The organism is Kitasatospora sp. NBC_01560 (assembly GCF_045208415.1).
In the GTDB taxonomy this organism is placed as follows: Bacteria; Actinomycetota; Actinomycetes; order Streptomycetales; family Streptomycetaceae; genus Kitasatospora.
In genome coordinates this window covers 8445526-8471499 of sequence record NZ_CP109364.1, presented here as the reverse complement: position 1 = coordinate 8471499, position 25974 = coordinate 8445526, and the positions used below count along the sequence as shown (strand labels likewise).

The 25974-nt window shown below is 75.6% G+C and carries 9 protein-coding genes; 4 read left to right on the top strand and 5 right to left on the bottom strand.

Going from position 1 to position 25974, the window contains the following annotated elements; translation table 11 throughout:
- Positions 1 to 57: 57 nt before the first annotated feature.
- From OH807_RS36210 to OH807_RS36190, 5 genes are all read right to left on the bottom strand, one after another.
- On the bottom strand, positions 58 to 582 hold the full coding sequence (locus OH807_RS36210; RefSeq protein ID WP_406208094.1) for a MauE/DoxX family redox-associated membrane protein: 525 nt from the start codon (positions 580 to 582) through the stop codon (positions 58 to 60).
- Positions 579 to 1142: a S26 family signal peptidase gene (locus OH807_RS36205; RefSeq protein ID WP_406208091.1), complete on the bottom strand. Its 564-nt coding sequence runs from the start codon at positions 1140 to 1142 to the stop codon at positions 579 to 581. The genes OH807_RS36210 and OH807_RS36205 overlap by 4 nt, the downstream gene beginning before the upstream one ends.
- Positions 1139 to 3109, bottom strand: coding sequence for an ABC transporter ATP-binding protein (locus OH807_RS36200; RefSeq protein ID WP_406208090.1), 1971 nt, complete (start codon positions 3107 to 3109; stop codon positions 1139 to 1141). The genes OH807_RS36205 and OH807_RS36200 overlap by 4 nt, the downstream gene beginning before the upstream one ends.
- Entirely contained in the window at positions 3106 to 3681 is a 576-nt protein-coding gene (locus OH807_RS36195; RefSeq protein ID WP_406208087.1) for a hypothetical protein, read from the bottom strand. The genes OH807_RS36200 and OH807_RS36195 overlap by 4 nt, the downstream gene beginning before the upstream one ends.
- 76 nt (positions 3682 to 3757) lie before the next feature.
- Positions 3758 to 3997, bottom strand: a complete 240-nt coding sequence (locus OH807_RS36190; RefSeq protein WP_406208084.1) for a hypothetical protein — start codon at positions 3995 to 3997, stop codon at positions 3758 to 3760.
- 383 nt (positions 3998 to 4380) lie between these two features.
- On the opposite strand from OH807_RS36190, the gene OH807_RS36185 reads away from it, so the two are divergent.
- The 4 genes from OH807_RS36185 to OH807_RS36170 all read left to right on the top strand — a co-directional run bounded on the left by OH807_RS36185 (position 4381) and on the right by OH807_RS36170 (position 25961).
- Positions 4381 to 5661: a serine hydrolase domain-containing protein gene (locus OH807_RS36185; protein ID WP_406208081.1), complete on the top strand. Its 1281-nt coding sequence runs from the start codon at positions 4381 to 4383 to the stop codon at positions 5659 to 5661.
- A gap of 933 nt (positions 5662 to 6594) precedes the next feature.
- Positions 6595 to 7368: a BTAD domain-containing putative transcriptional regulator gene (locus OH807_RS36180; RefSeq protein ID WP_406208079.1), complete on the top strand. Its 774-nt coding sequence runs from the start codon at positions 6595 to 6597 to the stop codon at positions 7366 to 7368.
- Positions 7369 to 7937: 569 nt separating this feature from the next.
- Positions 7938 to 15668 (top strand): SDR family NAD(P)-dependent oxidoreductase, encoded by a 7731-nt coding sequence (locus tag OH807_RS36175; protein ID WP_406208077.1) that lies wholly within the window; start codon positions 7938 to 7940, stop codon positions 15666 to 15668.
- A gap of 45 nt (positions 15669 to 15713) precedes the next feature.
- Positions 15714 to 25961 (top strand): type I polyketide synthase, encoded by a 10248-nt coding sequence (locus OH807_RS36170; protein ID WP_406208075.1) that lies wholly within the window; start codon positions 15714 to 15716, stop codon positions 25959 to 25961.
- Positions 25962 to 25974: the final 13 nt, after the last annotated feature.

Sequence of the window (25974 nt, the reverse complement as noted above, 5' to 3'; positions counted from 1 at the left end):
CCAGTCCCCTGGTGCCAGGTCGGTGGCGGGCCAGGCCGGTGGCGGGCGCCGTGGGCGTCAGGACCGGCGCGGCGCCGCGGGCCCCTGGAACAGGTAGGCGATGTCGTCCCACCGTACGACCAGGGCGCCCGCGGCCGCGCCCGCGCCGAGGGCGACCACCGCCAGGGCGGGGGCGACGTCACCACCGGGGGCCAGCGCCGCGCCGAGCGCGCCGGCGGCGAGCAGGCAGTTGCGCAGGACGAAGCCCGCGGCACTGCCGCGGGCGGCGGGCCGCGCCCGGCCGAAACACCGGCAGTCCGCCGCCCGGCCGGCCCGCAGGGTCGCGACGGTGAAGCCGGTCAGCAGCACGAGTGCGGCCGCCGCACCGGCCTGCCGCACGGTCGCGAGCAGGGCGAGGGTCGCCAGTTCCGCGACGATCACGGCGACGGCCGTCGGCCGCCGCAGGCCCGCGGCCAGCCAGCGGAAGCCGGCCAGGTCGGCGGCGAAGGCCGCCAGCGCGGCGCGGCTGCGCGCCTTGCTGATCACGGCGGCACCGAAGACCACCACCAGCAGGGCCCGGGCGGCCAGTTGCAGCATCGTCATGCGTTCCTCCTGCTCGCGTCGTGGCTCGGGTCGTGGCCCGTTCCGGGGCATGTGCCGTCGCCCGTGCCAGGGCCGGCACCGTCGCTCGCGCCCGCACCGCTCGCACGGCGCCCCGATCGGGCCAGGGACTGCGCGGGCCGGCCGTCGCGGGCCATCCGGCGGACGGCGACGCCCAGGGCGGTGCGGACCGGGACGGCGCCGAAGGTCCGCGAGTCCAGGCTGCGGGGGTTGTCGCCCAGGACGGCCAGGTGTCCGGCCGGCACCGCGGGGCAGCCGCCCGCGGCGCCGTCCCCCGCGACCGCGCTGACCCGCTTCACCAGCCACCCCGGGTCCTCCGGGGTGCGCGAGCCCTCCGGGACGGGGACGACCACCACGTCGCCGCGGTGGAACACCGTGGTCCGGCGCACCAGCACCCGGTCGCCGTCACGCAGGGTCGGCTCCATGCTGCCGCCGTGCACGACGACCAGTTCGAAGGAGCGGCGGAGCAGCAGCACCGTGGCCGCGGCGCCGGCCAGCACCCCGGCGGCGACGGCCGCCCGGGCCGGGGCGAGCGCGTTCACCGCTCCGCCCCGGACCGCGCCGCCCCGGACCGCTCCGCGGCGAGGCGCTCCGGCGCGGCGTCGCCCGCGGGCACCGCACGACCGCCGTCGTGGCCGTCCGGCTCACGGGCCGCCGGCCGGTCCTCGCGGCGGTCCTCGCGGTGGTCCTCGCGGTGGTCCTCGCGGTAGCCCTCGGCCTGAGCGGCGAACAGCTCCGCGTACCGGCCGTCGAGGGCCACCAGCGCGTCGTGGCTGCCGCGTTCGACGATCCGCCCCTCGAAGAGCACCAGGATCAGATCGGCCTCGCGCAGCGCGGCGAGCCGGTGCGAGATCAGCAGGCTGGTGCGACCTGCGCGGTGGCGGCGGAGCGCCTGGTGGACCTGCCGTTCGGCGAGCGCGTCGAGGCCGGAGCTGGGCTCGTCCAGGATGAGCAGCTCGCCGTCCTCGCGCATCAGCGAGCGGGCCAGGGCCACCCGCTGCCACTGGCCGCCGGAGAGCATCACGCCGTCCTGCTCGTCCTCGTCGGTGAACGTCCGGCTGAGCATCGTCCGGTAGCCGCGCGGCAGTTGCTCCAGGCTGTGGTCGATCCCGGCGCGCGCGGCGGCGGCGCGGATCCGGTCGAGGTCCTCCCGGTGCTCGGGCGCGCCCAGGCCGATGTTCTCGGCGGCGGTGAGGTCGTAGGTCATGAAGTCCTGGAACGTAGCTCCGATCCGGCGCCGCAGCTCCTCGACCGGCATCGTGCGGATGTCCACGCCGTCCCACAGGATGCGCCCGCGGTCGGGGTCGTAGAACCGGCAGAGCAGCTTGACCAGGGTGCTCTTGCCCGCGCCGTTCACGCCGACGAGGCCGACGGCGCTGCCGTGCGGAAGGCGCAGGTCGACGCCGCGCAGCGCCCAGGGGGCGTCGGGGGTGTAGCGGAACCAGACGTCCTCGAAGGTGATGCCGTCGTGCAGCGGGGCCGGGACGACCGTGCCGTCCGGCAGGTCGGCGGGCGAGCCGATCAGCGCGAGGTAGTGCCCGAAGAGCCGCAACGCCTGCTCCACGCGGCCGAGCTGCATCACGATCGACGACAGTGCGCCCTGGACGGCGGCCACCGCGGCGGTGAACAGGGTCATGTCGCCGAGGGTGATCCGGCCGCCGAGCACCTGTCGTGCCACCACGACGGCCGCGACACCGGCGGCGGCCGCGGTGAGGAGGGCCAGCCCCGACTGGACGAGGACGCTGCGGCGCAGCGCGGTCAGGCCGGCGCCGGTCGTGTCGCGGAGCCCGTCGAGGGCGCGCCGGCGGAACAGCGGCCCGGTGCCGAACAGCCGGATCTCCTTGGCGGCCCGGGGGTCGATGAGCAGCGACCGGTAGAAGAAGTACCGCCGGGTGGCGGGGACGGTGGCGGCGGCGGTGTCGGCCAGGCCCCGGGAGGTGCGCAGGTGACCGGCGACGGACACCGCGACGCAGAGCACCAGGAGCCCGCCCATCGGTGGCCAGAACACCAGCACCGTCCCGAGGAACCCCGCGATGGTCGTGGTGCTGCGGACGGCGTCGAGCAGGAAGTCGAGGACGTCGTGCGGCGCGCCCTGGGCGGCCGTCTCGGCGAGCCGGATGCGGTCCTGGGTCGCCGGGTCCTCGAACGGGCGCAGCCCGCGGTAGGCGTTGACCCGTTCGTAGAGCCGGTCCTGCACCTCCAGGTTCACCGCCCGGCCGACGACGGCGCCGACCAGCGCGGTGGCGTGGTTCAGTACGGCGGTCGCCCCGGCCAGGCCGGCCCCGGCGGCCGCCAGCCACGCCACCCGGGTGCCGTCGGCCGCGCCGGGGCCGCCCGCACCGGCCAGCGCGTCGACGAGCAGCTTGGTGACGTAGGCCGTCGCGGCCGGGAGCACCCCGGTGAGCAGCGCGAGCGAGAGCTGGAGCAGGATCCCGCGGGGCGAGGCCCGCCACCCCAGCCGCAGCGCGGCGGCCGCGGCCCGGGCCCGCCCGACGACCGTCGTGGTCACACCGTTTCCCGGACCGGAGCCGGGCGGTCGGTCCGCGCGCGGTACGCCGACGCGGGCACCACGTCGGCCAGGTCGTGACCGGCCGCGGCGATGACGCCGTCCTTGATCCTGAGCAGCGTCGGGAACGCGCTGACCTGGCCGAACGCGGCGGTGGCCGCGGACTTCTCGGCGACGACGGCGACCCGGCCGACGGGGCCCAGGAGGGCGCTCATCCGGCGGGTCTCCGGGTCGTCGGGATCCCCCACGACGAAGAACAGCGGGTCGTCGGCGCCGGTGACGGCGCCGCCGGCCAGGGAGTCGATCAGCGTGCCGCAGGGGGTGCAGCCGACCATGACGAAGCCGGCGAAGGCCTCGCCGACGGCGACGTCGGCCGCGGTGACCTCCACCCCGGAGGTCGTCACGGCGGCGAACTCGGCGACGGCGGTGCCGACCGCCGGCAGGGCGTCGGGGGCGCCGCCCGTGCCGCCCTCCTCCAGCGCCCGCAGCCTGCGGATGATGGCGAAGGTCAGGACGAGGTTGGCCGCGACGGCGATGCCGAGCACGACGGCGGCGGCGGTGAGGGCGGTGAGCATGTCGGTTCCTCTCTGGGCCGTTCGGATGGCGACGAAGGGCGGGGGCCACCTGATCGGGGCCCCCGCCCGGAATCCGTCAGCAGCCGTACGCGACCTTCTTGTTGTACTGGAGGCCGCCGGTGCCCTTACAGGTGCCGGTACAGTTGTAGTAGCCGTTGCACATCGGCTGCCACCACCAGCCGCCCGAGCAGTAGCCGCCCTGCGAGTTGCAGGCGACGACACCGCAGTAGTCCGGCGGCACGCAGGCGCCGGCCTTCTTCTGCTTCAGCAGCGCGCCCAGCATCCGGTCGCCGAGCGTGGTGAGGGTCCTGGTCATGTGACCTCCTTGTGGGGGTTCGACCCGTCCGGTCGAGCCGCCCCACCATGCTGTCCGGCCCCCCTCTCCATCGGCTCCTCGTCCGCTCTCCGCCCCCCGGGGCCGAGGTGGCGTCACCCGCCCGGCGGCGCGGGCGCGTCCGTCCGGGTCCGTTCGGGTCCGTGCGGGTTTGCCCGGGCCGGGCCCGGCGTCCGATGCCCGGTCACCCGGACAGCCCGTCAGGGTCGTCGTGGTGGGCATCTGCCACGGACGATCTGACCAAGAGCTCCACGCGACCCGGAACGAGGACACCCGAGATGACCCGACCGTTTCCCCACCGACGGAACACCAGGGCCCACCGCGGCCTGGCTGTGGCTGCCATAGCCGTGGCCGGGCTGCTCCCGATGGCAGCGACCCCTGCGTACGCCGCGGCGCCCGAGCTGGCCGCCGCGCACGGGCAGGACCACCGCCACGGACACCAGCACGGCCACGGACACCGTCACGGACACGGACACGGCCACGGCCACGGAGCGGCCCGCGGGGAGGGCCGCCACGAGGACCACCGCCGGGGCGGCGAAGCCGCCGCAGAGGTCAGCAGCGACGACAGCTCCGCCGAGGACTGCTGGGACGAGCTGAGCCCCGCGCTGACGGCCCAGATCGACGCGGCCGTCCAGCAGGCGATCACCCAGACGGGTGTGCCCGGGGTGAGCGTCGGGATCTGGCTGCCGGGCAAGGGCCGGTACGTCCGCTCGTTCGGCGTCGCCGACAAGAAGACCGGCGCGCCCATGACCGAGGACCTCTTCGTCCGGATCGGCAGTGAGACCAAGACCTTCACCGCGACCGCGCTGCTCGAACTGGTCGACGACGGGCTGGTCGGTCTCGACGACCCCATCTCGAAGTACGTGAGCGGCGTCCCGAACGGCGACCGGATCACCCTGCGCAACCTCGCCGAGATGCGCAGCGGTCTCTTCCCCTACTCCTCGGACCCGGACTTCGTCACGGCGCTGGAGTCGGACCCGACCAAGCCCTTCACGCCCGAGGAGCTGCTCGCCTACGGGTACAAGCACCCCAACGTCGCCGAGCCGGGCGAGACGTTCCAGTACAACAACAGCAACTACATCCTGCTCGGCCTGGTGGTGGAGAAGGTGAGCGGCAGCTCGCTGGCCGACTTCATCCGCGAGCGGGTGACGGAGCCGAGCGGGCTCGGCGACACCATCTTCCCGGAGGGCGCCGAGATCCCGTCGCCGCACGCGCACGGCTACACCAACCAGACCCTCGACGGCTCGACGGTGGACTCCACGTACTGGAACCCGAGCTGGGGCTGGGCCGCCGGGGCGATGATCTCCACCCTGGACGACCTGAAGAAGTGGGCCCCGATCGTCGCGACGGGTGAGCTGCTCTCGCCCGAGACCCAGGCGCAGCGCACCAAGTTCCTCCCGACCGGGCTCCCCGGCGCGGGTTACGGGCTCGGCCTGTTCTCGGTCCAGGGGTGGGTGGGCCACAACGGCTCGCTGCCCGGGTACGAGACGCTGACGCTCTACATGCCCGAGACGGGCGCCACCCTCGTGGTGGTCCTCAACACCGACATCTTCACCCAGGGCAGCGAGCCGACCACCCTCTTCGGTCAGGCCATCACCCGCGCGCTGACGCCGAACAACGTCTTCTTCATCCCCCCGACGAAGTAGACCCGGCGCCGGCCCCCTCGGCCGCCCTCGCACGTCTCCACGGATCTTCGTACGACTTCGGGCGCCTTCGAGGCGCCGTCACCGGCCAGGGCCGGGCCGGTTCAGCCACCGGTCCGGCCCGCTGCTTGTCCGGAGCCGGCGAGGCCTCATTGCGCCCGGGGCCGACCGCCCGGGAACCGATTGCGCGGGAGCCGTTTGCGTCCCGGACCAGGGGGAAGCACCAACTGTTCTTCCACCAGCGCCTATTGGGATACCCGACGCCTTTTCACCGGCCCGCCCGTCCGATCCGGAAGATGATCCGGCACCCATTCGGCAGGCCGCTGCCCGGCGGGGAACGACCTGGCCAATCGTACGCACAGACCCGGTGGCGCTGAAAGACCCACCTGGTCGGGCAATGCGCGGCGGCAAGAACCGGACACGGCCGAAAATGTCCGGGAACGCTCGGCGGCGGCCGCGTCGCCGCGTCGTAATTCGGACGATTCCGGAGCCCCGCCGCAATCCCCGCCCGGCCCGGCCGAGCCGCCCCGCGCACCATGCGGCACACGGGCCCCGGTGCTGCGCGGCACAAGGGCCGGAGGTTCGGGGCCGGACGGGACGGATCGTCCAAGCTTCAAGGATTCACAAATTTTTGGGGGCCAAATCACGCCAGGGCGGCAACCCGCCACCGGGCCGGAACGGTGCGGGCTCCGGAGCCCGGTTGCCTTACCCGCGAAGGGACTTCCGAAACCTTGACCTGATCGGACGTCAGCACGCCATACCAAGACGGGCGCCGACGGTCCAGACCTTCTTTCAGGAGGATTTGCAAGTACGCTGTCGTCAACCGCGCGAGCACCTGTTCGACTACCGGGACCTTTCCGGAACCTGGATGTTTCCTCCGCGCGGTCGACGATGTTTCTTCAGTACTGGGGGTGACTTGTGGCGGAGGGTCACGCAATGAATTTCAGGGTTCTTGGCCCGTTAGTGGTCCAGGTCGGCGGAATCCCAGTGAATCCGGGGTCGGCCCGACAGCGGGCGGTATTGTCCACCCTCCTCCTGACGCCCGGCCAGCCCGTGACGGTGGAACAACTCACCGAGGCCGTCTGGCCGCGGAACCCGCCCAGCGACGTCATGGCGAACCTGCACAGCTACGTGTCCAACCTCCGGCGGCTGCTGGAGCCGAACCGGCCGCCCCGCAACCGGGACACCGTCCTGCGGCGCGAACCGAACGGCTACGTCCTGGCGGTGGACGCGGACTGCATCGACTCGGCCCACTTCGAGCGGCTGCTGCACGAGGGCCGGCGACTGCTCCAGGCCGGGATGCACCGGCAGGCGAGCCTGACCCTGGAGAACGGGCTGGCGCTGTGGCGCGGTTGCGCCTACCCGGAGGTGAGCGACTACGCGCTCGGCGCACAGACGGCCTCGCGGTTCGAGGAGTTGCGACTCCTGGCCCTCGAAAGCCTGTGGGACGCCACCCTCGCCGAGGAGTGCGACTTCTCCGCGCTCGCGGCCGAACTGCCCGCGCTCGCCGTACGGTTCCCCACCCGGGAGCGGTTCAGCTGGCTGCTGATGAAGGCGCTGTACCGGTCCGGCCGGCGGGCCGAGGCGATCGACGCCTACCACCGGACCCGCCGGACGCTGGCGGAGGAGTACGGCGTGGACCCGGGCTTCGAGCTCCAGGAGCTGTTCGGCACGATCCTGCGCGGCGACCCCATCGCGGAGTGCGCCTGAGCACCGGGCGCAGGCGGCCCCGTCCCCACGGGCAGCGGGTGACGGACGGTAGGTGACGGGCGGTAGGCGGAAGACCGGAGGGTCGGAGGGTCGGAGGGTCGGCGGGCGGCAGCGGGTCATGGACCGGCTCGCCGCCCGTCCGCATGTCCGCGGCGGCGCCCGCCTGCGCGTCCGGCTGCCCGGCCGACCGGTCATTCGGCCGTCCGGCCACGGGGGCTTCCGTCCACCCGACCATTCCCTTGGCATGTGCATGGCGTTCCACGGGCTTCCGGGCAGCCGTGGCGCGCGCCTCCGGCAAGCCGTTCGTGTCTGAATCCTCGCTGGTCGGAGCCCCCTCCAAGGCCGTTCCAAGTCGGCTCCAAGTCGGTTCCAAGTCGCCGCCAAGACGGCCCTGGCATCGTGCTGAACGCAAGTACGAAGATCAACACGAGGCGGTCCCGGACCACCTCGGCGGGACCGGGCGAGCGCAGCCACCACAGGTGCGCGAAGGGCCCGGCGTCGGTGGACGGGGGACCCACCGGCCACGCGCCACCGCCTGCACCGGCCGACCGGGCAGGACAGCCGAGACGATGAGGGAAGCCGAGTTCGCCGTGCCCCAGCCAAGTGATGAGGACAACGCGGTCGCCGTCGTCGGACTGTCCTACCCGGCACCCGGCACCCGTGACGACACCCGGGGCCACGACGGCGGACCGGACTGCGGCGCAGGATTCTTCGGGGCGCCGGCCGACCTCGCCGCCGGGCTCGGCCCCGCCGACTGGGCCGCCCTGGAGCTCGGCTGGACGGCGCTGGAGGACGCCGGGATCGTCCCCGCCTCGCTCCGCGCGGGCCGGACGGGCGTCTTCCTCGCCGCATCCCCCGCGTCCCCCGGGGCCGGTACCGCCCGGCACCTCGACACCACCGAGCACCTCGACACCGTTCGGCACGTCGCCACCGTCCTGGACCTCCACGGCCCGCAGGTTGCCGTCGAGCCGTCGGCCTCCGCCGCCCGGGACGCCGTCGCGCTGGCCGCGGCGAGCCTCCGCGCCGGCGCGTGCGACCTCGCCCTCGCGGGCGACGCCGGCACCGTCCTCACCGTCCTCCGGCGGCTGCCGGAGGCGCGTCGCGACGGGGCACCGATCCACGGCGTCCTCGCCGACGGCCGCCGCGCGGCCGAGACCGGCCCCCTCGCGCTGATCGGCGCCGCACCCACCGAGCCCGGGGAAGCCGCACCCGCCGACCTCACGGCACCCGCCACCCGGCCCCCGCTGGCGAGCACCTTCACGCCGCTGGTGCTCTCCGCCCGCAGCGCCGCCGGCCTGCGGGCCCAGGCCCGGGCGCTCCACGAGCGCCTCGCCGCCGATCCCGGGCTCCGGCTCGCCGACGCGGGCCTCTCCCTGGCCACCACCCGGACCGCCTTCGAGCAGCGCGCCGTCCTGGTCGCCGACGGCCGGGAGCACGCCCTGACGGGTCTGCGCGCTGTCGCCGAGGACGGCTTCGGCCCGCTGCTCGTCCGCGGCACCGCGGGCACCGACGCGGGTCCGGTCTTCGTCTTCCCCGGCCAGGGCACCCAGTGGCCCGGCATGGCGGCCGGGCTGCTGGAGTCCTCCGCGGTGTTCCGCGAGCACATCGAAGCCTGCGCCGACGCGCTCGAACCGCACGTCCCCTGGTCCCTGCACGACGTCCTGCGCGGCGCCCCGGGTGCTCCCGCCCTGGTGTCGGTGGACGTCGTCCAGCCTGTCCTGTTCGCCGTCATGGTGTCCCTCGCGGCCCTCTGGCGGGCCTGCGGCGTGGAGCCGGCCGCCGTGGTCGGCGCCAGCCTCGGCGAGATCGCGGCCGCCCACGTGGCCGGTGCGCTCGACCTGGCCGAGGCCGCCGAGGTGGTGGCGCTGTGGAGCCGGGCACAGGCCGAGGCGGCCGGCGAGGGCGACCTGGCCTCGGCCCTCCTGCCCCGCGACCGGCTGGCGCCGCGGCTGGCCGACCGGCCGGGCCGGCTCGACATCGCCGGCACCAACGGCCCGCGGTCCGCCCTGTTCTCCGGCGAGCGCGCGGCCGTGGACGAGCTGCTCGCCGAGCTGGCGGCCGACGGCGTCCGGGCCAGGAAGCTCAGCAACGGGCTCGCCGCGCACTCCCCCGGGCTCCGCCTGGACCGCGACCGGCTGCTCGCCGCCCTCGCGCACATCCGCCCACGCACGTCGGCCGTCCCGTTCTACTCCTCCGCCACCGGCGGGCTGCTGGACACGGCCGCGCTGGACGGCGCGTACTGGATCCGGAACATCACCGGCGAGATCCGCTTCGAGGACGCCTCCCGCGCGCTGCTGGCCGACGGCCACCGGACCTTCCTGGAGGTCGCACCGCACCCCGACCTGCTCGGCGGCCTCCAGGAGACCCTGGACGAAACCGGCCTGACGGAGCACACCGCCGTCATCGGCACCCTCCGCCGCGACCGGGGCGGGCCGGAGCGCTTCCTCACCTCGCTCGCCGAGCTGCACGTCCGGGGCATCGCCGTGGACTGGACGGCCGTGCTCACCGGGCCCGGCACGCGGCAGGTGCCGCTGCCGACGTACCCGTTCCGCGCCGCGAAGCCCGCCACCGGCCGGTCGGACGCCGAACGCCGGCGGTGGATCCGGGAGCTGGTCCGCGCGGAGATCACGGCGCTGCGCGGCCCCGGTGCGGCGGCCGGAGCCGACGCGGACCGGCCGTTCCGGGACCTCGGCTTCGACTCGGCCACGGCGGTCGAACTGCGCAACCGGCTGATGACGGCGACCGGCCTGCGGCTGCCGCTGACGCTGCTCTTCGACCACCCGACGCCCGGGAGCCTCGGCCGGCACCTGCTCGCCGAGCTGGGCGGCGGCGGCGTGCCGGAGGGGACGGAGCCCGCCGACGCGACGGCAGCCGGAGCGGGCGGCGGTGACGCGGCGGAGGAGCCGATCGCGATCGTCGCGATGGCCTGCCGGTTCCCCGGCGACGTCCGCAGCCCCGAGGACCTCTGGCGGCTGGTCGTGGACGGGCGGGACGCCGTCTCGCCGTTCCCCGACAACCGCGGCTGGGACGTGGCCTCGCTGTACGACCCGGACCCGGCCCGCTCCGGGCACAGCTACACCCGCGAGGGCGGTTTCCTGCACGAGGCGGACCGCTTCGACGCCGCGTTCTTCGGGATCAGCCCGCGCGAGGCCCTGGCGATGGACCCGCAGCAGCGGCTGCTGCTGGAGACGGCGTGGGAGGCCTTCGAGCGGTCCGGCATCGACCCGTCCGCGCTGCGCGGCTCGCGCACCGGCGTCTACGTCGGTGCGATGACGCAGGACTACGGCGCCCGGATGCACGAGGCGGGCAGCGGCGTCGAGGGCCACGTCCTGACCGGCACGACCGTCAGCGTCCTCTCCGGCCGGCTCTCCTACGTGTTCGGGCTGGAGGGCCCGGCGATCACCGTCGACACGGCCTGCTCGTCCTCGCTGGTCGCCCTGCACCTGGCCACCCGGGCGCTGCGCAACGGCGAGTGCACGATGGCCGTCGCGGGCGGGGCGGCCGTGATGGCCTCACCGGGCATGTTCGTCGAGTTCAGCCGCCAGCGCGGGCTGGCCCCCGACGGGCGCTGCAAGGCCTTCGCCGCCGCCGCGGACGGCACCGCCTGGGGCGAGGGCGTCGGCGTCCTGCTGCTGGAGCGGCTCTCCGACGCGCGACGCCACGGGCACCGGGTGCTGGCCGTGGTCCGCGGCTCCGCCGTCAACCAGGACGGCGCCTCCAACGGCCTGTCCGCGCCGAACGGCCCCTCGCAGCAACGCGTCATCCGGGCGGCGCTGGCCGACGCCCGGCTCTCGGCGGCGGACGTGGACGCGGTGGAGGCGCACGGCACGGGCACCCGAATCGGCGACCCGATCGAGGCACAGGCCCTGCTCGCCACCTACGGGCAGCGCCGGGGCACCGAACGGCCGCTCCTGCTGGGCTCGTTGAAGTCCAACATCGGCCACACCCAGGCCGCCGCCGGGGTCGGCGGGGTGATCAAGATGGTGATGGCCATGCAGCACGGCGTGCTGCCCGCCACCCTCCACGTCGATGCGCCCACCACCCACGTGGACTGGACGGCCGGCGCGGTCGAACTCCTCACCGAGGCACGGGACTGGCCCACCAACGCCGAACGCGCCCGCCGCGCCGCCGTCTCCTCCTTCGGCATCAGCGGCACCAACGCGCACGTCATCCTGGAACAGGCGCCGGCGGACGACGCGGCGGCCGGTACCGGGGCCGCGGGCGGTGTGCTGCCGTGGGCGCTCTCCGCACGGACCCCCGAGGCGCTGCGCGCCCAGGCCGCCCGACTGCGGACGGCCGTCGAGACCCACCCGGAATGGGAACCCGCCGACGTCGCACGGGCCTTGACCGACCAACGATCCGTGTTCGAGCAGCGGGCGGTGGTGATCGGCGACAACCGCACCGAACTCCTGAACGGCCTCGCCGCACTCGCCGACGGACCGGACGGCACCCCCACGCCCGGCGCCGTCCACGGCACCGCCACCACCGGCCGGACCGTTTTCGTCTTCCCCGGCCAGGGCTCCCAGTGGATCGGCATGGGCGCCGAACTCCTCGACACCTCGGCCGTGTTCGCCGAATCCGTCGCCCAGTGCGAAGCAGCCCTCGCCCCGCACACCGACTGGTCCCTCACCGACGTCCTGCGCGGCAACGACGACCTCACCCGCGTCGACGTCGTCCAACCCGCCCTGTTCGCCGTCATGGTGTCGCTCGCCCGCGTCTGGCAGTCCCTGGGCGTCGAACCCGACGCCGTCCTCGGCCACTCCCAGGGCGAAATAGCCGCTGCCCACATCGCCGGAGCCCTGACACTGGAGGACGCCACCCGCATCGTCGCCCTCCGCGCCAAAGCCATCACCACCCTCGCCGGCACCGGCACCATGGCCAGCATCCCGCTGCCCGCATCCCAGGTCGAACCGCTCCTCGCCCCGCACGCCGACGAGGTCAGCATCGCCGCCGTCAACGGCCCCTCCCACACCGTCATCGCCGGCACCGTCACCGCCGTCCACGCCGTCGTCGACCAGGCACAAGCCCAGGGCGTCCGGGCCCGCACCATCCCCGTCGACTACGCCTCCCACTCCCCCCAGGTCGAGAGCCTGCGCGCCCAACTCCTCAGCGACCTCGCCGACATCAAGCCGGCCGCCGCCACCATCCCGTTCCTCTCCGCCGTCACCGCCGAGCTCACCGACACCACCACCCTCGACGCCACCTACTGGTACACCAACCTCCGCAGCCCCGTCCTCTTCCAACAGGCCGTCCGCAAGCTCGCCGACACCGGCCACACCGTCTTCATCGAAACCAGCGCCCACCCCGTCCTCACCGCCGCCATCCAGGACACCATCGAGGCCACCGACCACCCGGCCGTCACCACCGGCACCCTGCGCCGCGACGAAGGCGGCATCCGCCGGCTCCTCACCTCCCTCGCCGAGGTCCACACCACCGGCACCACCGTCGACTGGACCCCCCTCCTCCCCACCGGCCGGCCCGCTCACCTCGACCTCCCCACCTACCCCTTCCAGCGCGAACGCTTCTGGCTCACCCCGCCCGCGACCGCCAACCCCCGCACGGCCGGGCTCGACTCCGCCGAGCACCCCCTGCTCAGCGCCGTCCTCCCGCTCGCCGACAGCGACGAACTCGTCCTCACCGGCCGGATCGGCCTCGCCGACCACCCCTGGCTCGCCGACCACGCCGTCTGGGACACCCCCCTCCTCCCCGGCACCGCCCTCGTCGAACTCGCCCTCCACGCGGGACGCCGACTCGACTGCGAGCACCTCGAAGAACTCACGCTGGAGGCTCCGCTCGCGTTCTCCGCGGAGCACGGCGTCCGCGTCCAGGTCCGGGTCGGCGCGCCCGACGACACCGGCCGCCGCCCCGTCACCCTGCACTCCTCCCCCGACGCCCCGGACGACCCCGACACCCCCGATGCCCCGTGGACCCGCCACGCGACCGGCACCCTGGCGGCGGCGGGCCCGGCGGTGCCGGCGGCGGCGTGGGAGCTCCCGGCAGCCGCGCTCGACCCGGACGACGCGCTCTACGGCCGGCTGGCCGACGTCGGCTTCGACTACGGTCCGGCGTTCCAGGGCCTGCGGGCCCTCGGCCGGCACGGGGACGACATCCTCGCCGAGGTCGTGCTCCCGCAGGAACGGCACGACGACGGCTTCGCGCTGCACCCGGCGCTGCTGGACGCCGCCCTGCACGCCTGCCTGCTCCAGGGAGCGGACGGCGTCCGCCTGCCGTTCGCCTGGTCCGACGTCACCTTCCACGCCGGCCCGGTCACCGCGCTGCGCGTCCGGCTGAAGCCGACCGGGCCGGACACCTTCTCGCTCACCGCGACCGACGAGGCCGGGAACCCGGTTCTCTCCGTCGGCGCCCTGACGCTGCGGCCGGTCACCCCCGAGCAGTTCAGCGCCGCCGCCCGCAGCCACCGCGACTCGCTGTACCAGGTGGACTGGGTACCCGCGCCGCCCGCGCCGGGCGCGACCGCGGAGGCTCCGCCGTTCGTCCTCGCTGCGGAGGGCGGGCCGGCCGAGCTGCTCGCTGCGGTCTCCGCGGCGGTGGTGCCGGGCACGGTCGTGGCCCCCTTCCTGCCCGGCCCGGGGGTGACGGCGGAGGCCGTCCGCGCCGCCGCGGCCCGTGCGCTGGGCCTCGTCCAGGCCTGGCTGGCCGAGGAGCGGTTCGCCGGCTCCCGGCTGGTGCTGCTGACCCGCGGCGCGGTGGCCGTGGACCCCGCGGAGGACGTCACGGACCTCGTCCACGCACCGCTCTGGGGTCTGGTCCGGTCCGCCCAGTCGGAGAACCCGGGCCGTCTCGTGCTGGCGGACCTCGACGACCACCCCGACTCGCACCCGGCGCTGCTCCGGGCGCTGGCCTCGGCGGAGCCGCACCTGGCCGTCCGCGCCGGGCAGGTGTCCGCCGCCCGGCTGCAGCCGGCCGCACCGGCCACCGCGCCGGCGCCCGCCGGCCCGTCCGACGCGTCCGACGCGTCCGGCCCGTTCGGCCCGTTCGGCACGGTGCTGGTGACCGGCGGCACCGGCCTGCTCGGCGGCCTGCTCGCCCGCCACCTGGTCACCCGGTACGGCGTGCGGCACCTGCTGCTGCTCAGCCGGCGGGGCCCAGCCGCCGAGGGCGCGGCCGAACTCCGTGCCGAACTGACCGCCGCGGGCGCCCAGGTGACGATCGCGGCCTGCGACGCCGCCGACCGGGAGGCGCTCGCCGCCGTCCTGGCGGCGGTGCCCGCCGAACAGCCGCTGACCGGTGTGGTGCACACGGCCGGCGTCCTGGACGACGGCGTGCTCACCGCGCTGACCCCCGACCGCGTGGCGGCCGTCCTGCGGCCGAAGGCCGACGCCGCGTGGCACCTCCACGAGCTGACCCGCGGGGGCGGCCTGCGGGCCTTCGTGATGTTCTCCTCGGCGGCCGGGGTGCTGGGCCAGGCCGGCCAGGCGAGCTACGCGGCGGCCAACGCCTTCCTCGACGGCCTCGCCCAGCGACGCCGGGCGGAGGGGCTGCCCGCGCACGCCCTGGCCTGGGGCCTCTGGGCCGAGGCCGGCGGGATGACCAGCCACCTCGCCGAGGCCGACCTCCGGCGGCTCGGCCGCACCGGCCTGGCACCGATGCCGTCCGCCCAGGGGCTCGCGCTCTTCGACACCGCCCTGGCGACGGACCGCGCGGTGCTGGTGCCCGCCCGGCTGGACACCGCCGCGCTGCGGGCGCAGTCCGACCTCCCGCCGCTGCTCCGCGGCCTGATCCGCCCCACCGGGCGCCGCCGCGCGGCCGCCCCCGGCGCGGCGGCGTTCCGCCAGCGGTTCGCCGATCTCGCACCCGCCGAGCGCGGCCGCGCCGTGCTCGACCTGGTCCGCGCCCACGTGGCCGCCGTCCTCGGCTACGCCTCGCCGGACCGGGTCGAGGCGGACCGCGGCTTCCTCGACCTCGGCCTCGACTCGCTCACCGCCGTCGAACTGCGCAACCGGCTCGGCGCGGAGACCGGCGGCCGGCTGCCCGCCACGCTGATCTTCGACCACCCGACCCCGGCCGCCGTCGCCCGCCACCTGGAGGCCACGGCCTTCCCGGTGGAGGAGAGCGCCGGGCCCGCGGACCCCGACGAGATCGACGAGATCGCGTTCCGCCGGACCCTGGCCGCGATCCCGCTGGTCCGCCTCCAGGAGGCCGGGCTGGTCCAGACCCTGCTCCGGCTCGCCGACACCGCCGACGGATCCGGCGAGGCCGACGAGGAGGAGGAGCCCGGCAGCGCGCTCGACACGATGGACCTGGAAGACCTCATCCGGGTTGCCCTCGGTGACAGCTGATCACCACTCACCACGTCCCAATGGCCCGGAGTTTCGGAGTTCGCGATGACCGCATCCAGTGAAGAAGTCGTCAAGGCGCTGCGGGCCTCCCTCAAGGAGGCCGAGCTCCTGCGGCAGCAGAACCGCAAGCTGACCGCCTCCGCCTCCGAGCCGATCGCCATCGTCGGCATGGCCTGCCGCTACCCCGGGGGCGTCAAGTCCCCCGACGACCTCTGGCAGTTGGTCGCGACGGGCAGCGACGCGATCTCCGCCTTCCCGGAGGACCGCGGCTGGGACGTGGCCTCGCTGTACGACCCGGATCCGGACGCGGTCGGCAGGACGTACACCCGGTCCGGCGGATTCCTGCACGACGCCGCGCTGTTCGACCCCGACTTCTTCGGGATCAGCCCGCGCGAGGCGGTCGCCATGCACCCGCAGCAGCGGCTGCTGCTGGAGACCTCCTGGGAGGCCTTCGAGCGGGCCGGCATCGCCCCCTCGTCGGTGCGCGGCAGCCGGACCGGCGTGTTCGCCGGCGTCATGCACCAGGACTACGCCGCCCGGCTGCGCGAGACGCCCGAGGACCTGGAGGGCTACCTGATGACGGGCAGCCTGGGCAGCGTGGTGTCCGGCCGGGTGGCCTACGCCCTCGGCCTGGAGGGCCCGGCCGTCACGGTGGACACCGCCTGCTCCTCCTCGCTGGTCGCCCTGCACCTGGCGGCGCAGGCGCTGCGCAACGGCGAGTGCTCGATGGCGCTCGTCGGCGGCGTCACCGTGATGACCGGACCGGGCGGATTCGTCGAGTTCAGCCGGCAGCGCGCGCTCTCCCCCGACGGGCGCTGCCGGGCGTTCGCCGCCTCGGCGGACGGCACCGGCTGGGCGGAGGGCGTCGGCGTCCTCCTGGTGGAGCGGCTGTCGGAGGCCCGGCGCAACGGGCACCGGGTGCTGGCCGTGGTCCGCGGCTCGGCGATCAACCAGGACGGCAGCAGCAGCGGCTTCTCCGCGCCGAACGGCCCGGCACAACAGCGGGCGATCCGGGAGGCGTTGAAGAACGCCCGGCTCTCGGCGGCGGACGTGGACGCGGTGGAGGCGCACGGCACCGGCACCCGGCTCGGCGACCCGATCGAGGCACAGGCCCTGCTCGCCACCTACGGGCAGGAGCGGGACGGCGGACAGCCGCTCTGGCTCGGCTCGTTGAAGTCCAACATCGGTCACACCCAGGCCGCCGCCGGGGTCGGCGGGGTGATCAAGATGGTGATGGCGATGCAGCACGGCGTGCTGCCCGCCACCCTGCACGTCGACGAACCGACCGACCACGTGGACTGGACGGCCGGCGCGGTCGAACTCCTCACCGAGGCAAGGGACTGGCCCGCCAGCACCGAACGCGCCCGCCGCGCCGCCGTCTCCTCCTTCGGCATCAGCGGCACCAACGCGCACGTCATCCTGGAACAGGCCCCGGCGGACGACACGGCTCCGGTCGCCGCCGACTCGCCGTCCCCCGTGGTGCCGTGGGTGCTCTCCGCCCGCGAGCCTGCGGCCCTGCGCGCCCACGCCGCCCAGCTCGCCGACCACCTCCGGGAGCACCCCGAGGCCGACCTGCGCGCCGTCGGGCAGACCCTGCTCACCGGCCGCGCCACCCTCGACCACCGCGCCGTCGCCCTCGGCCGCACCCCCGAAGAACTCCTCACCTCACTCACCGCCCTCGCCGACGGCACCGAGGGCACCGCCGAAGGCAGCGCCGACCAGAACGGCCGGACCGTTTTCGTCTTCCCCGGCCAGGGCTCCCAGTGGATCGGCATGGGCGCCGAACTCCTCGACACCTCCACCGTGTTCGCCGAATCCGTCGCCCAGTGCGAAGCAGCCCTCGCCCCCCACGTCGACTGGTCCCTCACCGACGTCCTGCGCGGAAACGACGACCTCACCCGCGTCGACGTCGTCCAACCCGCCCTCTTCGCCGTCATGGTCTCCCTCGCCCGACTCTGGGAAAGCCTCGGCGTACGAGCGGACGCCGTCCTCGGCCACTCCCAAGGCGAAATAGCCGCCGCCCACATCGCCGGCGCCCTCACCCTCGACGACGCCGCCCGCATCGTCGCCCTCCGCGCCAAAGCCATCACCACCCTCGCCGGCACCGGCACCATGGCCAGCATCCCGCTGCCCGCATCCCAGGTCGAACCGCTCCTCGCCCCGCACGCCGACGAGGTCAGCATCGCCGCCGTCAACGGCCCCTCCCACACCGTCATCGCCGGCACCGTCACCGCCGTCCACGCCGTCGTCGACCAGGCACAAGCCCAGGGCGTCCGGGCCCGCACCATCCCCGTCGACTACGCCTCCCACTCCCCCCAGGTCGAGAGCCTGCGCGCCCAACTCCTCAGCGACCTCGCCGACATCAAGCCGACCGCCGCCACCATCCCGTTCCTCTCCGCCGTCACCGCCGAGCTCACCGACACCACCACCCTCGACGCCACCTACTGGTACACCAACCTCCGCAGCCCCGTCCTCTTCCAACAGGCCGTCCGCAAGCTCGCCGACACCGGCCACACCGTCTTCATCGAAACCAGCGCCCACCCCGTCCTCACCGCCGCCATCCAGGACACCATCGAGGCCACCGACCACCCGGCCGTCACCACCGGCACCCTGCGCCGCGACGAAGGCGGCTGGACCAGGCTGCTCACCTCCGCCGCCCACCTGCACGCCCACGGCACCCCCGTCGACTGGGCCCCGCTCGTCCACCCCGGCCACCACCCCGACCTCCCCACCTACCCCTTCCGGCACCAGCACCTGTGGATCCAGGACGCCGCCCCGGCCGGTCCGGGCCCGGCGGCGGTCTCCGCGGTGGACGCGGGCTTCTGGGAGGCCGTCGAGGAGCAGGACGTCGCCTCGGTGGCCGCGACGCTCCAGGTCGAGGACGAGGAGCAGCGGCGGTCGCTGAGCACCCTGCTGCCGGCGCTCTCCTCCTGGCACCGGCAGAGCCGTGACCGCTCGGCCGTGGACGACTGGCGGTACCGGATCGGCTGGAAGCCGGTGGCCGACCTCGCGCCGGCCGCACTCACCGGCACCTGGCTGGTGGTCGTCCCCACGGGCCGTACCGGGGACGCGTGGGTCGCCGAGGCCACCCGTGGACTGGGCGCGCGCGGTGCCCGGACGGTGCTGCTGGAGACGGACGCCGACCGTGACGCCCTGGCCGCCCGGCTGCGCGAGGTGGTCGACGGCGGTGAGCCGGGCGAGCTCGCGGGCGTGCTGTCGTTCCTCGCGCTGGACGCCCGACGGCACCCCGGTCGGCGCACGGCGACCACCGGCGTCGCGCTGACGCTGGCGCTGGTCCAGGAGCTCGCCGGCCTCGGCCTCCGGGTGCCGGTGTGGTGCGCCACGCGCGGCGCCGTGCACACCGGGCCGTCCGACGCACCGGCCGACCAGGTGCAGGCGCAGCTGTGGGGGCTCGGCCGGGTCGTCGCGCTGGAGCTGCCGCACCTCTGGGGCGGTCTGGTCGACCTGCCCGGGCAGCCGGACGAGCGCTCGCTCGGGCGGCTGCTGCGGGTGGTGGCCGGCAGCTCCGACGAGGACCAGGTGGCGGTGCGGCCGGCCGGGCTGTTCGCCCGGCGGATGGTGCACGCCCCGGTCGGGGAGGCCCGGCCGATCCGCGGCTGGCGCCCGCGCGGCACGGTGCTGGTCACCGGCGGCACCGGGAGCCTCGGCCCCCGCCTGGCACGGTGGCTGGCCGACAACGGCGCCGAGCACCTCGTACTGGCCAGCCGTTCGGGCCCGGACGCCCCGGGGGCGGCGGACCTCGCGGCCGAGCTGACCGCGCGGGGCGTGGCCGTCACGCTGGCCGCGTGCGACGTGGCCGACCGCGACGCGGTGGCCGGCCTGCTGGACGGGCTGCGGGCGGACGGGCACACCGTGCGGGCGGTCCTGCACACGGCCGCGTTCATCGAGCTGACGTCCGTGCTCGACACCACGGTGGAGAGCCTCGACCAGGTACTGGCCGCCAAGGTGGACGGCGCCCGGCACCTCGTCGACCTGCTCGACCCGGAGGCGCTGGACGCCTTCGTCCTGTTCTCCTCGATCGCCGGCTTCTGGGGCAGCGGGGACCACGCCGCCTACGCCGCCGCCAACGCGGCGCTGGACGCCCTGGCGGAGCAGGGCCGGGCCGACGGCCTGCCGATGCTCTCGGTCGCCTGGGGCGTCTGGGAGGACGCCGTCAACACCTGGAAGAACCTCGGGGACCAGGACGTCGAGCGGACCCGCCGGCGGGTGCGCGAGCAGGGTCTCCCGCTGATGCGCGCCGAGTTGGCGATCGCCGCCCTTCAGCAGGCGCTGGACCACGACGACACCTTCGTCGCGGTGGCCGAGATCGACTGGGAGCGCTTCGTCCCGCTCTTCACCGCGCTGCGCCCGAGCCCGCTGCTCGCCGAACTCGCCGGGGTTCGCGCAGTGTTGGCGGCTCCCGCCGCTGCGGCGGCGCCCGCCACCGCCGCGGAGTCCGAACTCCGGCTCGCGCTGGGCCGGTTGTCGGAGGCGGAGCAGCTCCGCACGCTGGCCGACCTCGTCACCCGGCACGCCGTCGCCGTGCTGGGGCGCAGCACGCCGGACGCCATCCGCCCCGAACGGGCTTTCAAGGAGCTGGGGTTCGAGTCCCTGACGGCCGTCGAGCTGCGCAACCGGCTGAACGCGGCCACCGGCCTCCGGCTCCCGGCCACCCTGATCTTCGACTTCCCGACGCCGGCCGCACTCGTCGCCCAGCTGCGCCGCGAGATCCTGGAGCTGGACGCGGCCGAGGCCCCGGCCGCGGTGGCCCGGCCGGCCGCCGCAGCGGCGGACACCGGCGCGGACGGCGAGGCGATCGCGATCGTCGGCATGGCCTGCCGGTTCCCGGGCGGGGTCTCCACCCCCGAGGAGCTCTGGCAGCTGCTCGTCAGCGACGGCGACGTGATCTCCGGCCTGCCCACCGACCGTGGCTGGGACGTGACCGCCGTCGCGGGCGAGCAGGGCGGTTTCGTCCGGGACGTGGACGCGTTCGACGCCGGGTTCTTCGGGATCAGCCCGCGTGAGGCGCTGGCGATGGACCCGCAGCAGCGGCTGCTGCTGGAGACGTCCTGGGAGGCCTTCGAGCGGGCCGGCATCGACCTGACCTCGCTGCGCGGCAGCCGGACGGGTGCCTTCGTCGGCGCCATGCAGCACGGGTACGGCGTGCAGTCGGCCGACGCCCCGGCCGCCATCGGCGACTACGTCATCACCGGCAGCGTCACCAGCGTCATCTCGGGCCGGCTCTCCTACGCGTTCGGGCTGGAGGGCCCGGCGATCACGGTGGACACCGCCTGCTCCTCCTCGCTGGTGGCCCTGCACCTGGCAGCGCAGTCACTGCGCAACGGCGAGTGCACGATGGCCGTCGCCGGCGGCGCGGTGGTGATGCCGACCCCGGACTCCTTCATCGGCTTCAGCCGGATGGGCGCGCTCTCCGGGAGCGGCCGCTGCAAGGCGTTCTCCGAGGACGCGGACGGCTTCGGGCTCGCCGAGGGCGCCGGTGTGGTGCTGCTGGAGCGGCTCTCCGACGCCCGGCGCAACGGGCACCCGGTGCTGGCCGTGGTCCGCGGCTCGGCCGTCAACCAGGACGGCGCCTCCAACGGGCTGGCCGCGCCGAACGGCCCCTCCCAGCAGCGCGTGATCCGCGCCGCGCTGGCCGACGCCCGGCTCTCGGCGGCGGACGTGGACGCGGTGGAGGCGCACGGCACCGGCACCCGGCTCGGTGACCCGATCGAGGCACAGGCCCTGCTCGCCACCTACGGCCGCGAGCGGGGCACCGAACAGCCGCTCTGGCTCGGCTCGGTGAAGTCCAACCTGGGCCACACCCAGGCCGCGGCGGGCGTGGCGGGCGTGATCAAGATGGTGCTGGCGATGCGGAACGGCGAGCTGCCGCGCACCCTGCACGTCGCCGAGCCAACCACCCACGTGGACTGGACCAGCGGCGCGGTGGAGCTGCTCACCGAGCGGCGCGCGTGGCCGCGGGCGGACGGGCGTCCGCGGCGGGCCGGCGTCTCGGCCTTCGGCATCAGCGGCACCAACGCGCACCTCATCCTGGAGGAGGCCCCGGCGGACGAGGCCGAGACCGAGGCTGCCTCCGCCGAATCGCCGTCCCCCGTGGTGCCGTGGGTGCTCTCCGCCCGCGAGCCTGCGGCCCTGCGCGCCCACGCCGCCCAACTCGCCGACCACCTCCGGGAGCACCCCGAGGCCGACCTGCGCGCCGTCGGACAGACCCTGCTCACCGGACGCGCCGCGCTCGACCACCGCGCCGTCGCCCTCGGCCGCACCCCCGAGGAACTCCTCGCGAGCCTCACCGCCCTCGCCGAGGAGGGCACCGCGGCCGGCAGCACCGAGCAGAACGGCCGGACCGTCTTCGTCTTCCCCGGCCAGGGCTCCCAGTGGATCGGCATGGGCGCCGAACTCCTCGACACCTCCACCGTGTTCCGCACCCACATCGAAGCCTGCGCCGACGCCCTCGCCCCCCACGTCGACTGGTCGCTGCTCGACGTCCTGCGCGGCGGCAACGACCTCACCCGCGTCGACATCGTCCAACCCGCCCTCTTCGCCGTCATGGTCTCCCTCGCCCGCCTCTGGGAGAGCCTCGGCGTCCGGGCGGACGCCGTCCTCGGCCACTCCCAGGGCGAAATAGCCGCCGCCCACATCGCCGGCGCCCTCACCCTCGACGACGCCGCCCGCATCGTCGCCCTCCGCGCCAAGGCCATCCTCGCCATCAGCGGACACGGTGGCATGGCCTCCCTGCCCCTGGCGCAGGCCGAGGCCGCCGAGCTCCTCGCCCGGTGGGACGGCCGCCTCACCGTCGCCGCCCACAACGGGCCCGCCACCACCGTCGTCGCCGGCGACCGGGACGCCCTCGACGAGCTGATCGCCCACTGCGAGCAGCAGAACGTCCGCGCGCGCCGCATCGACGTCGACTACGCCTCCCACTCCCCGCACGTCGAGGCGCTGCGCGACCGGCTCCTCGCCGACCTCGCCGACATCCGACCCGCCGCCGCGAGCGTCCCGTTCCTGTCCGCCGTCACCGCCGAGGTCGTCGACACCAGCACCCTCGACGCGGCGTACTGGTACACCAACCTGCGCAGCCCCGTGCTCTTCCAGCAGGCCGTCCGTGCCCTCGCCGACACCGGTCACAGCACCTTCGTCGAGGCCAGCCCGCACCCCGTCCTCACCCCGGCGATCGAGGACACCCTCGACGGCGTGCCGGTCGTCGTCACCGGCACCCTGCGCCGCAACGAGGGCCACTGGACCAGGCTGCTCACCTCCGCCGCCCACCTGCACGCCCACGGCCACGCCGTCCGGTGGGCGCCGCTCGTCCGCCCGGGCGACCATCCGGACCTCCCCACCTACCCGTTCCAGCGCGAGCGCTTCTGGCTGACCGCCGGCGCGACCGCCACCCCGCGCACCTCCGGGCTCGACTCCGCCGGGCACCCGCTGCTCGCCGCGGCCGTCGTGCTGCCCGACGACGAGGGCGTGATCCTGACGGGCCGGATCTCCGCCGGCACCCACCCCTGGCTCGCCGACCACGCCGTCTGGGGCACCGTCCTCGCCCCCGGCACCGCGCTGGTCGAGCTCGCCCTGCACGCCGGGCAGCGGGTCGGCTGCCGGCACCTGGAGGAGCTGACCCTCCAGGCACCCCTCCTCCTGCCCGGGCAGGACGCCGTCCGGATCCAGGTCCGGATCGGCGCTCCGGACGACGCGGGCCGCCGCCCGCTCACCGTCCACTCCACGCCCGACGCCCCCGACGGTGCCGACACCGACGGTGCCGCCTGGACGTGCCACGCGACGGGGACGGCCGCACCGGCCGCACCGGCCGCCGGGTGGGCGAGCGGCGCCGCCTGGCCGCCGGCCGGGGCCGTGCCGGTCGGGCTCGACGGCCTCTACCCTCGGCTCGCCGCGGACGGCCTCGGGTACGGGCCGGCGTTCCAGGGCCTGCACACCGCCTGGCGGCTCGGGGCGGAGGTCTACGCCGAAGTCCGGCTGCCGGAGGCGCAGCTGGCCGACGCCGACCGGTTCGGGATCCACCCCGCACTGCTGGACGCGGCCCTGCACACCACCCTGATCGACGGCGCGGAGCAGGTGCGGCTGCCGTTCTCCTGGTCGGGCGTCACCCTGCACGCCACCGCCGCCACCGCGCTGCGGGTCCGGCTGACGCCGACCGGGCCGGACGGCCTGGCGCTGTCGGTCGCCGACCCGGCCGGTCTGCCGGTGGCCACGATCGACGCGCTCGCCGTGCGGCCGGTCTCCCCCGCGCAGCTCGGCTCCGCCGCCGACCGCACCGCCGCGGACTGCCTCTTCCGGCTGGCCTGGACCGAGCAGGCCGAACAGGCCGAGCAGGCCCCGCGGGACGGCCGGTCCGCCGCCCGCACCCTCCACCACGCCGTGCTCGGCGCGGAGGCACCGGCCGGCGCACCCGGCGCGGAGGCCGTCTCGGCCCTCGCAGCCCTCGCCGAGGCCGTCACCGCCGGCGCACCCGTGCCCGAGGCCGTCGTCCTCCCCTGGGCGGCGCAGCCCGGCGGGGACCGCCGGTCCGCAGACGCCGCCCGCGAGGCCGTGGAGCGGGCGCTCGCCCTGCTCCAGGCCTGGGCCGCCGACGACCGGTTCGCCGCCTCCCGGCTGGTGCTGGTCACCCACGGCGCCGTCGACACCGCCGAGCCGGCCGGCTCGGCCGACCCCGCCGGCTCCCCCGATCTCGCCGCGACCGCCGTCTGGGGCGCCGTCCGCTCCGCGCAGGCCGAACACCCCGACCGGTTCGTCCTGGTGGACCTCGACGGGCACCCCGGCGGCCCCGGCGCCGACGCCACCGCGCTGCTGCCGGCCCTGCTCGACGGCGCCGAACCGCAGTACGCCGTCCGGGCCGGGCGGGTGCTGGTGCCCCGGCTGGCCCGGCTGCGCCCCGACGACGGCGCCGGCGCGCAAGCACCGGACCCCGAGGGCACGGTGCTGATCACCGGCGGCACCGGGACGCTCGGCGCGCTGGTCGCCCAGCACCTCGTCGAGCGGCACGGCGTCCGGCACCTGCTGCTGGTCAGCCGTCAGGGCCCGCGGGCCGAGGGGGCGGAGGCGCTCGTCGAGCGGCTCTCCGCGCTCGGCGCCGAGGTGACCGTCGCCCGGTGCGACGCCGCCGACCGGACCGCGCTGGCCACGCTGCTCGCCACCGTCCCGGCGCAGCACCCGCTGACCGGGGTGGTGCACGCGGCCGGGGTGCTGGACGACGGCACGCTCGCCTCGCTCACGCCGGAGCGGGTCCGGGCCGTGCTGCGCCCGAAGGCGGACGCGGCCTGGCACCTGCACGAGCTGACCCTCGACGCCAAGCCGGCGATGTTCGTGCTGTTCTCGGCCGCGGGCGGGGTGCTGGGCAGTGCCGGGCAGGCCAACTACGCCGCCGCCAACGCCTACCTGGACGGCCTGGCCGCGCACCGCCGCGCGCTCGGCCTGCCCGGGGTGTCGATGGCGTGGGGGCTGTGGTCGGCCGAGAGCGCGATGACCGGCGGGCTGAACGCGGCCGACCGGCGCCGGATGCGGCGTTCCGGGGTGCTGCCGATGACCACCGCGGAGGGCCTGGCGCTGTTCGACGCCGCGCTCGCCCAGGACCGCCCGCTGGCGCTGCCCGTCCGGCTGGACCTCGCCGCACTGCGCGCGGGGGACCCCGCGGAGCGGCCGCCGCTGCTGCGGGCGCTGCTCGGCACGGCCCCGCGGCGGGCCGCCCGGGCCGGGGCACCGGCCGGGACGGACGGCGGGACGGCGCTGGCCGGTCTGACGGCCGGTGAGCGGGCACACGCCCTGGTCGAGCTGGTCCGGGCCCAGGTGGCGACGGTGCTCGGGCACGCCTCGCCCGCGGCGGTCGCCGCCGGGCGCGGGTTCCTGGAGTCCGGCTTCGACTCGCTCCGCGGGGTCGAGCTGCGCAACCGGCTGAACGCGGCCACCGGCCTGCGGCTGCCGGCGACGCTGGTCTTCGACCACCCGACCCCGGCCGCGGTCGCCGCCCACCTCGGGGAGCTGCTGGACCAGCAGGAGCGGCCGGCCGCACCCGCCGCACCGGCCGCCGGGGCGCACGTCGACCTGGACGGCCTGGAGGCCGGCCTGCGCGACCTGGCCGCCGGGGACCCTGCGCGCGAGCGGCTCGCCGCCCGGCTGCGCGGGCTGGCGGCGCAGCTGGACGCCGCCGCGGCGCAGGGCCCGGACCGCCCCGGCGACGACGCGGACGAGTTCGGGGACGAGTTCGGGGACGCGACCCTCGACGAGCTCCTCGACATCGCCGACAGCGAACTGCAGAACCCGTGAACCCGCCCGCCCG

Excerpts from the sequence above, each read along its gene's own strand:
- OH807_RS36210 (WP_406208094.1), bottom strand. The coding sequence starts at position 582 with ATGACGATGCTGCAACTGGCCGCCCGGGCCCTGCTGGTGGTGGTCTTC.
- OH807_RS36195 (WP_406208087.1), bottom strand. The coding sequence starts at position 3,681 with ATGCTCACCGCCCTCACCGCCGCCGCCGTCGTGCTCGGCATCGCCGTC.
- OH807_RS36190 (WP_406208084.1), bottom strand. The coding sequence starts at position 3,997 with ATGACCAGGACCCTCACCACGCTCGGCGACCGGATGCTGGGCGCGCTG.
- OH807_RS36185 (WP_406208081.1), top strand. The coding sequence starts at position 4,381 with ATGGCAGCGACCCCTGCGTACGCCGCGGCGCCCGAGCTGGCCGCCGCG.
- OH807_RS36180 (WP_406208079.1), top strand. The coding sequence starts at position 6,595 with ATGAATTTCAGGGTTCTTGGCCCGTTAGTGGTCCAGGTCGGCGGAATC.
- OH807_RS36175 (WP_406208077.1), top strand. The coding sequence starts at position 7,938 with ATGAGGGAAGCCGAGTTCGCCGTGCCCCAGCCAAGTGATGAGGACAAC.
- OH807_RS36170 (WP_406208075.1), top strand. The coding sequence starts at position 15,714 with ATGACCGCATCCAGTGAAGAAGTCGTCAAGGCGCTGCGGGCCTCCCTC.